General features: G+C 65.0%; 11 protein-coding genes. 1 reads left to right on the top strand and 10 read right to left on the bottom strand.

Features of this window, described 5'->3' with window-relative positions; all coding sequences use genetic code 11:
* Nucleotides 1–61: 61 nt before the first annotated feature.
* The 10 genes from RM532_RS07775 to RM532_RS07730 form a co-directional block, all read right to left on the bottom strand.
* Nucleotides 62–832 (bottom strand): ParA family protein, encoded by a 771-nt coding sequence (locus tag RM532_RS07775; protein ID WP_311652675.1) that lies wholly within the window; start codon nucleotides 830–832, stop codon nucleotides 62–64.
* Nucleotides 833–904: 72 nt separating this feature from the next.
* Nucleotides 905–1,573, bottom strand: a complete 669-nt coding sequence (gene rsmG, locus RM532_RS07770; RefSeq protein WP_311652674.1) for a 16S rRNA (guanine(527)-N(7))-methyltransferase RsmG — start codon at nucleotides 1,571–1,573, stop codon at nucleotides 905–907.
* A 13-nt stretch (nucleotides 1,574–1,586) separates the two neighbouring features.
* Nucleotides 1,587–2,828, bottom strand: coding sequence for a YncE family protein (locus RM532_RS07765; protein ID WP_311652673.1), 1,242 nt, complete (start codon nucleotides 2,826–2,828; stop codon nucleotides 1,587–1,589).
* Nucleotides 2,829–2,859: 31 nt separating this feature from the next.
* A complete protein-coding gene (locus RM532_RS07760) occupies nucleotides 2,860–4,551 on the bottom strand; it encodes a glutamine--tRNA ligase/YqeY domain fusion protein (protein WP_349255284.1) in 1,692 nt (563 codons plus the stop codon).
* 137 nt (nucleotides 4,552–4,688) lie between these two features.
* The gene (locus RM532_RS07755) at nucleotides 4,689–6,179 is read right to left on the bottom strand and encodes a flavin-containing monooxygenase (RefSeq protein WP_311652671.1); all 1,491 of its coding nucleotides are present in this window, start codon (nucleotides 6,177–6,179) and stop codon (nucleotides 4,689–4,691) included.
* Between the two features lie 129 nt (nucleotides 6,180–6,308).
* The gene (locus RM532_RS07750; protein ID WP_311652670.1) at nucleotides 6,309–6,521 is read right to left on the bottom strand and encodes a hypothetical protein; all 213 of its coding nucleotides are present in this window, start codon (nucleotides 6,519–6,521) and stop codon (nucleotides 6,309–6,311) included.
* A 94-nt stretch (nucleotides 6,522–6,615) separates the two neighbouring features.
* A complete protein-coding gene (locus tag RM532_RS07745) occupies nucleotides 6,616–7,203 on the bottom strand; it encodes a mobile mystery protein B (protein WP_311652669.1) in 588 nt (195 codons plus the stop codon).
* Complete coding sequence (locus tag RM532_RS07740; RefSeq protein ID WP_311652668.1) at nucleotides 7,196–7,681, bottom strand: mobile mystery protein A; 486 nt, start codon at nucleotides 7,679–7,681, stop codon at nucleotides 7,196–7,198. The genes RM532_RS07745 and RM532_RS07740 overlap by 8 nt, the downstream gene beginning before the upstream one ends.
* A gap of 166 nt (nucleotides 7,682–7,847) precedes the next feature.
* Entirely contained in the window at nucleotides 7,848–8,141 is a 294-nt protein-coding gene (locus RM532_RS07735; protein WP_311652667.1) for a hypothetical protein, read from the bottom strand.
* Nucleotides 8,142–8,143: 2 nt separating this feature from the next.
* On the bottom strand, nucleotides 8,144–10,876 hold the full coding sequence (locus RM532_RS07730; protein WP_311652666.1) for a DNA methyltransferase: 2,733 nt from the start codon (nucleotides 10,874–10,876) through the stop codon (nucleotides 8,144–8,146).
* Between the two features lie 264 nt (nucleotides 10,877–11,140).
* On the opposite strand from RM532_RS07730, the gene RM532_RS07725 reads away from it, so the two are divergent.
* A complete protein-coding gene (locus RM532_RS07725) occupies nucleotides 11,141–12,694 on the top strand; it encodes an MmgE/PrpD family protein (protein WP_311652665.1) in 1,554 nt (517 codons plus the stop codon).
* The last annotated feature ends 8 nt before the right edge of the window (nucleotides 12,695–12,702 follow it).

Raw genomic sequence — 12,702 nt, 5'->3', positions numbered from 1 at the left:
GACAGGTGAGGCCGGCCGCGGGACGTCGCCCACAGCAAGCATTGGCACGATGCCGCTCATGCTAGGCGGCACGATCGGACCGCCCCAGCACTTCCAGCGCCAGCGCCCGGTAGGCCCGCGCGCCGCTGGCACTGGCGTCGTAATCAATGGCCGGCAGCCCGTGGCTGGGCGCTTCGGCCAGGCGCACGTTGCGCGGGATAATGGTGTCGTACACCTGCCCGCTGAAGTGGGTCAGCAACTGGTCGGAGACTTCGCCGGACAGCCGGTTGCGCGGATCGTACATGGTGCGCAGCAGGCCGGCGATGGCCAGATCGGAATTGATCACCGCGCGCACCTTGTCCACCGTATCCAGCAGCGCCGACAGGCCCTCCAGCGCATAGTACTCGCACTGCATGGGGATCAGCAGGCCGTTGCAGGCGGACAGCGCGTTGACCGTGAGCATCGACAGCGCCGGCGGGCAATCGATGATCACGTAATCGAATGCCGGAGCGCTGTCGGCCAGTGCTTCACGCAGGGCCAGTTCGCCATTACGGCGCTTGCGCAGCCCCACTTCGGCCGCGGTCATGTCCCCGTTGGCCGGCAACAGGCTCAGGCGCCCGTCGAGCACCGGGCGCATCACATCGGCCAAGCGCTGTTCGCCCAGCAGCACGTCACAGGCGGTCACGGTCAGATCGGCGCGCGTCAGGCCCACACCCATGGTGGCGTTGCCCTGGGCGTCCATGTCCACCAACAGCACGCGCTGCCCGGCTTCCGCCAGACACGCGGCCAGATTGATGGACGTGGTGGTCTTGCCCACGCCTCCCTTCTGGTTGGCAACGGCGAGAATGCGCATACAAGCAACAACAAAGCCAGTGGAAACAGGCGGCCAAGAATAAAGCCCCGGCGGGGGCGATACCAGACGCGGTTACAGCAGCCCCGGCTCGACCACCACCACATGGCGGATTGCATCCAGGCCCGGCACGGTCAGTTCATGGGTGGCGGCCACCCGGAAACCGTCGGGCAGTTCCTCGAGTTCCGGCGCCGGATCGCGCCCCTTCATCAACAACACCTGACCGGCGGGCCCGCACAAGTGGCCCAGGCTGGACAGGGCCAGGGGCGCGGCCGCAAACGCGCGGCAGATGACCGTATCGAAGGCCGCCGGCGGGTGCCAGCTTTCCACTCTTTGCTGGATGACCTCGACATTGTCCAGCCCCAGCGCCCGCACCACATGGCGCAGAAACGCCGCCTTCTTGCGGTTGGACTCCACCAGCGTGACTGCCTTGGCGGGCCGGGCCAGCGCAATCGGGATTCCCGGCAGGCCAGGCCCGGTGCCCACATCGGCCAACCGCTGGCCGGCCAGATAAGGCACCACCGCCAGACTGTCCAGCAGGTGCCGCACCACCATGTCCGCCGGCTGGCGCACGGCGGTGAGGTTGTAGGTGCGGTTCCAGGATTCCAGATGCTTGAGGTAATCGATCATCGCCTGGCGCGACTCGGGCGAGGTACGCACCTTCAGCGCCCGGGCGCCTCGGGTGAGTGAATCCAGACAGGTCTGCCAGTCCACACTTGCGCCGGCACGGTGGGCGGTGGCCATCAGCGGGCTGCCATCACGGCGCGGCCTCCAGCCGCAGCCGGCCGGTACGCACGCGCTGGGGGTGATCGCCGACCGGCACGCTGGCAACTTCCTCGGCGGACTCGAACGAGATGATCGATACCCGGTCCTGCTGACTCACTGACACGTAGCAGTGTTCGCCGTCGGCGCTCTCCGTGGCCCAGTAGGGCTTGGCGTCGAGCGGATGCTCGGCCAGTTCGATGATGGTCGGCTCCAGGGTCTCGCGGTCCACGATGGCGGCGTACCCGTCCATGGTGCCGGCCACGCACAGTCTGGTTCCGGCCGGATTCATCGCCAGCCCGTGATGCGCGGAGTTCAGCTGGTAATCCCAGGTGGACATGGCCTCGGTTTCCGCCGGCACGGGCAGCTTGGCCACCCGGGTAACGCGATCCTCGGTCAGGTCGTATTCCACAAAGCCATGCAGAAACGAAATCTGCATGTAGACGAAACGCTCGTCGGGGTGCACGGCCATGGGCCGCACCGCCGAATCCACCCAGGGCATGCCGAACTCGGCCAGCTTCTCGCCCATGTCCACCCGCTTGATCACCTCGAAAGTGTCGGCATCCACCACCTGGAACCAGCGGTCGCCCTTGAGCCAGTCCAGCCAGCCGGCGGTGGTGGGCACGAACACCTTGCCGATGCTGGCGTGGTAGATGCGCTCGCCATCCTCGGAATAGGCGTTTTCATGCGGCTGGTCGCCGGAATCGAAGCCGCCCGTGATCTCGCCGGTTTCGGTATCGATGGCGTGCACCCGGTTGGCCATGGAGGCCGACACCAGGAACGTCCTGCCGTCCGGGGAGATCGCGGCGTGATCCGACCGGGCGCCCGCCACCGGCGTACGCCAGGCGATCTCGCCGCTGGCCACCTCGATGGCCACGACATCGGCGAAACTCGGCCGCGAGACAAACAGGTGCCGACCGTCATTGGAGGTGAACATGTCGTCCACCAGCTGATCGTTGCCTTCGCCGATCACATGGCGGATGAACTGGAACTGCACCCAGCGCCAGGGGTTGCCGCGAATTTCTTCCATCCGCTGTTCGCGGTCGGGCACCACGTTGATCTCCGTGATCACCTCGAAAGTGTCCGGATCGAACACGGTGGCGGTGCCATCCCAGTTGTTGCCGGCAATCACCACGTCCCGTAGTTCGGCCGCGGTCGCGCTTCCCGCGACCAGCATGGCCCCGGCCAACAGACCCGAGCGGACGATGTGTTTCAGAACCAATACCAATCGATGCATGATCTGCCTCCCCCGACGGCGTTCCCGCTGATCAACCGGCCGCCTCGATCTTGGCCCAGGTGTCACGCAGCGCCACACTGCGGTTGAACACCGGCGCGTCCGGTGTGTGGTCGTGGCGATCGGCCACGAAATAGCCCACGCGCTCGAACTGGAACATGGCCTCCGGCGCCGCATCGGCCGCCGCCGGCTCGATCCAGCAATCCTGGTGAGTGGTGAGCGATTCCGGGTTGAGCTGGTCGCGGAAATCCACATCACCCCGCCCCGGCGTTTCATGCGAGAACAGCCGGTCGTAAAGCCGCACGGTTGCCCGCCGGCCGTGGCTGGCCGAAACCCAGTGGATCACGCCCCTGGGCTTGACCCCGTCGGCCGGGTCGCTGCCCAGCGAATCCGGATCATAGGTGCAGCGCACTTCGGTGATGCGGCCGTCCGCGTCCTTGATCGCCTCGTCGGCGGTCAGCACATAACCGTTGCGCAGCCGCACCTTCTTGCCCAGCACCAGCCGCTTGTACTTCTTGTTGGCTTCCTCGCGGAAATCCTCGCGCTCGATCCAGACTTCCCGGGTGAAGGGCAGCTGGCGTTCGGCAAACCCGTCGAGCTGCGGATGCCCGGGCGCGGCCAGCATCTCGACGCCGTCGTCCGGATAGTTGGTGATCACCACCTTCAGCGGCTCGATCACGCACATGGCCCGGGGCGCGTTGTCGTTGAGGTCGTCGCGCAGGGCGTGTTCCAGCATGGCCATGTCCACCACGCCATCGGCACGCGACACCCCGACCATTTCGCAGAAGCGCCGGATCGACGCTGGCGTGTAGCCGCGCCGGCGGATGCCGCAGAGCGTGGGCATGCGCGGGTCATCCCAGCCGTCGACGAAACCCTCGTCCACCAGCAGCTTGAGACGGCGCTTGCTGGTGACGGTGTAGTTGATGTTCAGCCGGCTGAATTCATACTGGCGCGGCCGCGAAGGCACCGGCAGCCGCTCGATCAGCCAGTCATAGAGCGGGCGGTGGTCCTCGAACTCCAGCGTGCAGATGGAATGGGTCACCCCCTCGATGGCGTCGGACTGGCCGTGCGCGAAGTCGTAGGAGGGATAGATGCACCAGGCATCGCCGGTCTGGTGATGGGTGGCCCGGCGGATGCGATACAGCACCGGATCACGCAGATTCATGTTGCCGGCCGCCATGTCGATCTTCGCCCGCAGCACGCAGGCGCCGTCCTCGAATTCGCCGGCCCGCATGCGCCGGAAGCGGTCGAGATTGTCCTCGACGCTGCGGTCGCGAAACGGGCTGTTAACGCCGGGCTCGGTAAGCGTGCCCCGGCTGGCGCTGGCCTGTTCGGCCGACTGGTCATCCACGTAGGCCAGCCCGGCCTCGATCAGATGTTCGGCGTAGCCGTAAAGCTGGTCGAAGTAATCCGAGGCATAGCGGACGTGGCCGGCCCAGTCGTAGCCCAGCCACTGCACGTCTTCCTGGATGGCCTCGACGTACTCGGGGTTCTCGGCGCCCGGATTGGTGTCATCGAAGCGCAGGTGACAGCGGCCGCCGAATTCCTCGGCCAGACCGAAATTCAGCCAGATCGACTTGGCGTGGCCGATATGCAGATAGCCGTTGGGCTCCGGCGGAAACCGGGTCACCACGTCGCCCGTGTGCTCGCCGGCCGCGATCTGCTCGGCAATCAGGTTGCGCAGGAAGTTGTTGGCGGCCTTCTTCTCGGGCGCGGCGTCGGTCATGGAATCAGTCACGCAGGGCTGGGGCGGGCCGCATCGGCCAACGCTCGATAAATCAGCGTCGCATTATAGACGCCGCCCGTGCCCCCGATAACCGGCGCAACCGGTGATCGTCACCATCCCGGCCCGTAAAACCCCGATCAGGCGGCGCGCGACGCCTTCACCTGGTGATCCCCTGCCCGCTCGAATTCCAGGTAACCGTCGTCGATCGGCTCCTTGCAGAGAATCGGGCGGTCGGTCTTGTAATCCTGGGTCATGCGCCACGGCGCCTTGCTGCCCTGACGCGGCAGCTTGTGGGCAACGCGCTGGATGTAGCCGGACTGCAGCGCGTCCAGGGCCGAGCTCTGTTCGCGGCAGTCCTCGTGATCGCGTGGCACGGCAATGTCCACGCCCTGCTCGTCCATGTGCTTGAGCAGCCGGCACAGGTACTGGCCCACGATGTCCACCTTGAGCGTCCACGAGGCATTGATGTAGCCGAAGATGATGGCGGCGTTGGGCACGCCTTCCAGCATGGTGGCCTTGTAGAGCACGCGCTCGGAGATGTCCACGGGCTCGCCGTCCACGGTCAGATCCAAGTCGCCGAGCAGGCGCACGTCCAGACCGGTGGCCGAGATGATGATGTCAGCTTCCAGTTCCTCACCCGACTGCAGGCGAATGCCGGTTTCGGTGAACCGTTCGATGTGATCGGTCACGATATCGGCCTCGCCGCTGCGCAGCGCCTTGAACAGGTCGCCGCTGGGCACCGCGCACATGCGCTCGTCCCAGGGGTTGTAGTCGGGCTCGAAATGGCGCATGTCGAAATCCGGCCCCAGCGCCCGGCGCGCACCCCGCTGCAGCAACCATTTCATGAAGCCGGGAAAACGCTGCGAAGTGTTGTAGATCACCCTCTGCATGGCGACGTTGCGCGCCCGGGTCATGCGGTAGACCAGATTATCCGGCAACACCTTGTAGAGGGCTTCGGAAATCTTGTCCATGGCCGGCAGCGAAATGATGTAGCCGGGCGAGCGCTGCAGCATGGTCACCTTTTCAGCGGTACCGGCCATCGCCGGCACCAGCGTCACCGCCGTGGCCCCGCTGCCGATCACCACTACCTTCTTGCCGGCGTAATCCAGATCCTCCGGCCAGTGCTGGGGATGGATGATCGTGCCCTTGAACTTGTCCTCGTCCGGGAAGTCCGGCTTGTGGCCTTCATCGTAACGGTAGTACCCGGTGGCGCCCATGAGGAAGCTGCCGGTGAAGGTCTCGGTTTCGCCGGTGGCCTCGCGCACTGCGGTGACCGTCCAGCAGGCATCGGCGCTGGACCATTCGGCGGATTCGACCTTCAGGCCGAAATTGATGTGGCGGTGCACGTCGTATTCATCCGCCGTCGCCTGCACATAACTCTTGATCGACGAACCGTCGGCCAGGATCTTCGGCTCCTTCCAGGGACGGAAATCGAAACCGAAGGTGTACATGTCCGAATCCGAGCGAATGCCGGGATAGCGGAACAGGTCCCAGGTGCCGCCGATGTCGTCGCGGCGCTCCAGAATCGCGAAGCTCTTGTCCGGGCAGCCGCGCTGCAGGTGACAGGCGGTGCCGATGCCGGAGACACCGGCGCCAATGATCAGAACGTCCACATGCGGGTTGGCCATGACTGCTTACCGTACGGTTAACCAGATCCGCACATTACCATCATCCGCCTCATCAGGAAACACATCTTGCCGGTTACCCTGCGTCATGCCGCCGGCCGATCCATCCGGCCGGCGGCACTCAACGGCCGACTACTCCTCGTCGGTATCGATCGAGATCGAGGTATCGCCCCCGCCGTCCTTGTTCTCGTAGGACACCCCGCCATCTTCCGTATCGATGCTGAGGCTGGTGGAGTCACCTTCCTCCGAAGCGGCGCTGCCGCCACCCGACGAGGCCTCGTCACCGCCCTGCGAGCAGGCGGCCAGAAGAAACATCCCCATGAGTAACGCAATGAATGAGCGCATCAGGCAAGGCTCCCGTTTGACCTGGAAATGAACTGCCAGCCTACCGCACCCGGATCCAGGCATGCGCGCTACGGGGCGCAGTTCCGGAAGCGGATCACCCCGCGCCGTCCCCGAATAGCCGCAGCAGCGGACCGAAGTTCCCGGCATCCGCCGCCCTCAGCGACTCGATATACGCATTGCGGTGTTCGCTATCAGCCAGCAACCCGTTGCCGCCCCAGGCAATCGGGCGCACGCCGAGTTCGTGCACCAACAGCGCGTCGGCCAGAATCCGGGCATGGCGGCCGTTGTCGTTCGGGAACGGATGAATCCAGACCAGGCGATGGTGAAACCGCAACGCCAGTTCGATGGGCCGCCAGGTGTTGTTGTCGACCCAGAATCGGCAGTCGCCCAGCAGCTTGCGAAGCTCGACGGCGACCTGCTCCGGTGCCACTCCGATGTTCTTCTCGTTGCACCGAAACCTGCCCGCCCACAACCAGACCTGGCCGAACAGCCGCCGGTGCAACTCGCGGACGAAGGCCTCGCTGAGTACATCCGGATTGCGCTGGCGACCGAGCCAGACCATCCCGTCCTGGATGTTCGCCTGCTCCATCCGGTCCAGCTCGGTGCGGGTCTCGATATGCCCGAAGCGCAGCCCCCGGGTCTCGTCGGGATCGAGCGGCGTCGCGCCGTAGGGCTCATTCATCGCCGTCAGCCGGGTCCCAGAAATCACGCGGCATCTCGGCCAGCAGCTGTTTCTTCAGCCGTTCGATCTCCGCCGCGGTGTCGGCCGCGCCGAGCTGCTGGGCCTCCAGCGCCATGTGGACGGAGGCGTCGCGCACGATCTGCCGCGCCCGCCGCCCGGCCTGGGCTTCGATCAGGTCTTCTACGGCTTCACCGTCCGGCGGCACGATGGCGTAGACGAACCGGCAGCCCAGGGCCGCCGCCGCCTCGCGCATGGATCTCAGCGTGGCCCGCTCCTCGCGCTCGTAACGCTGCATGTTGGCCGCCCAGGTGCGCCCGCCGCCGACGCGGCGGCTGAGTGCGGCGCCGGACATGCCGAGCGCGGTACGCACGGTACGAATCCAGCCCTGCCGGGGCACGCGCAGACGTGCCGCCGCAACGGCCTCGTTGACCTGCCGCCGGGTCTGTTCGCGTTCGAGTGTCTTCATGCTGTCCGTCATTTGTTCTTCCTTTCGAGAACATCACGGCTACAATGTTCTCATATCGGACAACAAATAACACAGAAAGCTCTCATATAAGAGAACTTAATCCAGCCATCTCGGCGTCAAACCAAACGCGCATCCTGTCCACCAACCCCTGAGCCAGGCGCAACGGCCAATCATCCGATTACTGCGATGACGCCAGACGGCTGCCGAGCCGCTGCGCCCTCCCTGCCCGGACCAGCAGCACCTCGTAGCCGCGCGGCGACCGTAGATAGCGGCGCCCGGCCGCGGTCAGCCGGTGGTCGATCAGGTCGGCCGTGCTGGCGATCTCTCTCGGCGCGAGCAGACCCGCCTGCACCAGATCGTCATGCATCCATCCGGTGGTTTCGAGCCAATCCTCCAGCGTCTGCTCACCGTGGGCGACACACCGTTCGATGTAGCGCGCCCGCGCCTCGAAGAACTCGGGCTCGAGACACATGGCTAGGACCGTGCCCTGTCCGCCGACGGCAGACTGGTGAGCTTTGCGTATTCCTCGAACAGGAATGCCACCCGGTCGGCGTCGCCCTTGAATCTCCGCTTGCTGTAGGCGGCATCCACCGCCCGGTCCAGCGCGCGGTGGGCCTTGAGCAGGGCCGGCGGCATGGTCAGCGGATCGTAGAGATCGGCCAGGGTCGCGTCCGGAAACTGCTGGCGGGCGTCGAGCACGCCCTGGGCGGCGGTTTCCACCGCCTCGCGCTTCCTGTCAGAGACGTTCCGGGGCCAGGGGAAGTTGTTGTAGACGATGTCCTTGGAGTAGCGGTAGCGACTCTCCAGACGACCGCAGGTGTAGCGGACCCAGGCCATGTGCATGTTTGAGCTGATGACACCAAACTCGTAAGGCCCAGCATCGGGGATCGTAAATACGAGGTCGCTGACCATAGTCTCCGGACTGAAAAAGCCGACCGGGATGATCGGACGGCGCTCGGAAGACACCTTGGGTACGGCCAGAAAATCATCCTCCGGCAGAAACTCCACATGAAACCGCGTAGGCGTATCCGCCAGCCGGCGGGTAGGCGCACTCTTGCTGGCAAGCCGGGATTCGCGCACGGCCCGGATGCGCTCGCGGCAGGCCGGCAGGCTGGTCAGTTCCGACGGCGAGCAGTCGCCCAGCCACAGGCACCAGCGCTCGATGCCCTGCAGGAATTCGCGCGAACCGATCCAGCGCTTGAAATACACCGCGGCCGCCGGCTCGCGTGCCAGAAACGCGGCCTTCTCCTCGGGCGTGAACAGATAGTGCCCGCCGTCGATGGGCTTATTACCGATGCCGATTGCCGGGACATCGCAGATCGGTGAGCGGCGCCGCGGCAGGCAGACATCCGGCGCATCGGCGAGATAGGGGTTGACGTTCGTCGCGTCGCGGGCCTGCGGCGGGCCGGCGATGTCATCGTATTCGTAGATCACCTTGCCGGGCTGGTCGCCGATCCCGAATCCGACAATGACGCAGTGCACGGCGGCCTTGCCGCGGGCCTCGTTGTTCCAGCGGAACGTGGTGTGGGCGAAGTCGATCTTTAGGCCCCGGGCGAACAGCGGCGGCCACAGCAGCCCGGGCTGCTCGCCCTGGCTGATCGAGTTGGTCGATACGAAGGCACAGCGAATGGCAGTGCCCTGGATCAGATCGGCCGCTTTGAAGTACCAACCGGTCACGTAGTCGAGCAAACCGACATTTCGGGTTTCGCCGGACACGTCCGACAATTCCTGCCGATGCGCCTTGCTCATGAACTTGGCACCGATGAACGGCGGATTCCCGAGGATGTAGTCCAGCCTTTCCTTCGGCACCACCGCTTCCCAGTCCATCCGCAACGCATTGCCGTGGTGAATATGCGGGGTGGAGGTCAGCGGAATGCGGGCGGAGTACATGCCGAATTCCTCGCCTACCTTGACGTTCATCTGGTGGTCGGTCAGCCACAGGGCGACCTCGGCAATGCGGGCCGGAAATTCCTCGATCTCGATGCCGTAGAACTGGTCCACGTCGATGTTGATCAGGCCGTGCACGTCCAGCGACAGCTGGCCGGAGCCGCTGGCGGCGGCACGCAACACGTCCAGTTCCAGTTCCCGCAGGTGGCGGTAGGTGACCACCAGGAAGTTGCCGCAGCCGCAGGCCGGGTCCAGGAAGGTGAGGGTGCGCAGCTTCTTGTGGAACTCGAACAGCTTGTTACGGTTGTTCTTCACCCGCTCGAACTCGGCCCGCAGCTCGTCCAGGAACAGCGGCTTGATCAGCTTTTCGATGTTCTGTTCGCTGGTGTAATGGGCGCCCAGATTCCTGCGGGCGTCGGCATCCATGATCGACTGGAACATGGCGCCGAATACCGCCGGGCTGATCTGGCTCCAGTCCAGCGCACAGGCTTCGAGCAGGGCGTCGCGCATGGCCGAATCGAAGGCGGCGATGGGCAGGGTTTCCTCGAACAGGCGGCCGTTGACATAGGGAAAGGCGGCAAGCTGCTCGTCCAGCGAACCGGATCGCTTGTCGTGCGCGGTGTTGAGCACCTGGAAGGCGTGGGTGAGTGCCGCCCCCAGGTCGCTGCCGTCCTCGGCCGTGCGTTCCTCCAGCCACAGCCGGAAGGCCTGGGCCGGCTGGAAGATGCCGGTGTCTTCCGCGAACAGGCAGAACAGCAGGCGCACCAGCAGCATTTCCAGCTTGTGGCCGTCGTAGCCGCTGGCCTTGAGGGCGTCGTGCAACCGGCCCATGCGCTCGGCGGCCTTGACGTTGACCGGGTCCTCGGCGCGCAGCACCTGCGGCTTGTAGCCGGCGATGAAGCCGAAGCGCTTGATCTGCCCGGGCAGTTCCTTGAGCGCGAACTCGTGGTCGGTATTGTCTTCGAGGTCGTGCAGGCGGATGGTGGCGAAATCCGAGACCACCACGTAGCGGGGCAGGTCGCGGTCCTTGAGTTCGGCGAAGTAGTCCAGGGCTTGCAGGAAGGCGGAGTCCAGGTCCTTGCCCAGGGATTTGTGCTCGGCGATCAGGGTGCCGGGCCAGAAGCAGTCGATGAATCCGGCCTTGTCACCCAGTTTCCGGACATGCTTTTCGAATGTAGCCACGCGCCGCCGATCTACGCCGAAGACCTGGAAGAATTCGTTCCAGAAGGTCTGGGCTTCGCCGCGTTCATAGAACTCGTCCGCCCAGTCGTGGGCGAAGGTGGTGGCGCGGTCGCGGATTTCGTTCCAGCTCAGGGGCATCGGCTATCCAGGAGTCGACGAAATCCGCCGCCGAATCCGCTTGCCGGCGATCCCGCTACGCGGGAACCCTCGCCGGCGGCTGAACAACGGCATTTCGTTCCATTTAGGCGCTATCGCGCAATCGTAGCAGTGTCACCAGCACAGGCACGCCCTGTGACGGCATCCTTTGCCTGTCCTTATATTCGAGCCGGCGATCGTTTAATATCGCGCCCCCGTTGAGGACATCTCCAGCGTGTAACCCGATCAACCAGAGGAATTATTTGCATGACCGCCACGATCCACACGGTTCAGGCCGAAAAAGCCAGCGGCGAGCTCGCCCGCGAACAGCAACTGGCCTGGAAGCTGGCCGAGTTGGCCACCCGGGCGAAAGACGCCCCGCAGGACGAAGAAGCCGTGGCGATGGCCAAGAACCGGATCATCGACAACGCCGCGATTGCCCTGGGTGCGGCGAACGAAACGGCGGTCAAGGTGGCGCGCGCCGACGCGCTGGCTTCCAAGGGCACGGGCAAGGCCACGATCTGGGGCCTGGAGGATCACTTCGCGCCGCTGCCCGCGGCGTTCGCCAACGCGGTGGGAGTGCGCTTTCTGGACAACGACGACTGCTATCTGGCGGCGGAATACTCCCACCCGGACGACAACATCTCCCCGATCATTGCGGTCGGCCAGCATCTGGGCGTGACCGGCGCCGACATCCTGCGCGGCATCGTGGTGGCCTACGAGGTGCACGTGGCGCTGGTGGGCACCGGTGACGGCACCGGCATCTGTCTGCACAAGCACAAGGTCGACCACATGACCCACATCGCTGCGGGCACCGCGGCCGGCATCTCGTCGATGCTCGGGCTGACCACCGAACAGGCCTACCACGCGATCAACTTTGCCGTGCACAACGCGATTTCCTCGCGCCAGTCCCGCAAGGGTGACATCGGTGCGCAGAAGGAATTCGTGCCCGGCTTCTCGGCGGAAATTTCCATCAAGGCCGTCAACCACGCCCTGCACGGGCTCAAGGGGCCGAACCCGGTCTACGAAGGTGTCGACAGCATCATCCGCCGGTTCCTCAATGGCCGGGACGATGAGAACGCCGTTTACAAGGTGGAACTGGCCGAGCCGGGCGTCGATGCGCTGCGCAACATCATGAAGACCTATCCCAAGCAGCACGCGTTCGAATATCAGGGTCAGGCGATCATCGACCTGGCGCTGCAGCTGCGCGATCAACTGCCGAAGAAGGGCGACGGCGTGGACCTCGATCAGATCGAGAAGATCGTGCTGGAAACCAGCCATCACACCCACCATGTGATCGGCACCGATGCGAACGATCCGCAGAAGATCGACCCGGATTCACCCCGCGGCACGCTGGATCACAGCATCATGTTCGCCATTGCGCGCTGCATCCAGACCGGCGAGTTCCACAAGGACCGCGCCTATCAGATGACCCAGGCCGAGAAGGACGAGCTGCGCAAGCTGATGGCCCGCATCGAGACGCAGTTCGACCAGCGCTGGGAGGACCTCTACCACGACCAGGACCCGAACGTGCAGGCCTATGGCGGCCGCATGATCGTGACGCTGGCCGACGGCTCCGAGGTGGCGGACGAGAAGACCCGCGCCAACGCCCACCCCGGCGGCGACACCCCCTGGCAGCGCCCGGATTACGAAGCCAAGCTGGCGGATTACACCGCCGACCTCGTGAGCGACGCCGAGCGCGCGCGCTTCATCGAGGCGGTCAACGCCATGGATTCGCTGTCGGGTGATTCGCTGGCCACCATCAATCTGGTCGTGGATGCCGGCCGCCTGGAGGCGCCGGAAACGCGCGGTATTTACTAAAGCTCGTG

This window comes from Spectribacter hydrogenoxidans (genome assembly GCF_031846275.1).
Taxonomy (GTDB): Bacteria; Pseudomonadota; Gammaproteobacteria; order Nevskiales; family Salinisphaeraceae; genus Spectribacter; species Spectribacter hydrogenoxidans.
Note: the sequence above shows the minus strand (reverse complement) of the source record. Positions and strands in the feature narration are given on the sequence as shown.

What these genes read in the sequence shown, in the direction of transcription:
- rsmG (WP_311652674.1), bottom strand. Translation starts at nt 1,573, where the DNA reads ATGGCCACCGCCCACCGTGCCGGCGCAAGTGTGGACTGGCAGACCTGT.
- RM532_RS07755 (WP_311652671.1), bottom strand. Translation starts at nt 6,179, where the DNA reads ATGGCCAACCCGCATGTGGACGTTCTGATCATTGGCGCCGGTGTCTCC.
- RM532_RS07725 (WP_311652665.1), top strand. Translation starts at nt 11,141, where the DNA reads ATGACCGCCACGATCCACACGGTTCAGGCCGAAAAAGCCAGCGGCGAG.
- RM532_RS07765 (WP_311652673.1), bottom strand. Translation starts at nt 2,828, where the DNA reads ATGCATCGATTGGTATTGGTTCTGAAACACATCGTCCGCTCGGGTCTG.
- RM532_RS07775 (WP_311652675.1), bottom strand. Translation starts at nt 832, where the DNA reads ATGCGCATTCTCGCCGTTGCCAACCAGAAGGGAGGCGTGGGCAAGACC.
- RM532_RS07730 (WP_311652666.1), bottom strand. Translation starts at nt 10,876, where the DNA reads ATGCCCCTGAGCTGGAACGAAATCCGCGACCGCGCCACCACCTTCGCC.
- RM532_RS07745 (WP_311652669.1), bottom strand. Translation starts at nt 7,203, where the DNA reads ATGAATGAGCCCTACGGCGCGACGCCGCTCGATCCCGACGAGACCCGG.
- RM532_RS07740 (WP_311652668.1), bottom strand. Translation starts at nt 7,681, where the DNA reads ATGACGGACAGCATGAAGACACTCGAACGCGAACAGACCCGGCGGCAG.
- RM532_RS07735 (WP_311652667.1), bottom strand. Translation starts at nt 8,141, where the DNA reads ATGTGTCTCGAGCCCGAGTTCTTCGAGGCGCGGGCGCGCTACATCGAA.
- RM532_RS07760 (WP_349255284.1), bottom strand. Translation starts at nt 4,551, where the DNA reads ATGACCGACGCCGCGCCCGAGAAGAAGGCCGCCAACAACTTCCTGCGC.
- RM532_RS07750 (WP_311652670.1), bottom strand. Translation starts at nt 6,521, where the DNA reads ATGCGCTCATTCATTGCGTTACTCATGGGGATGTTTCTTCTGGCCGCC.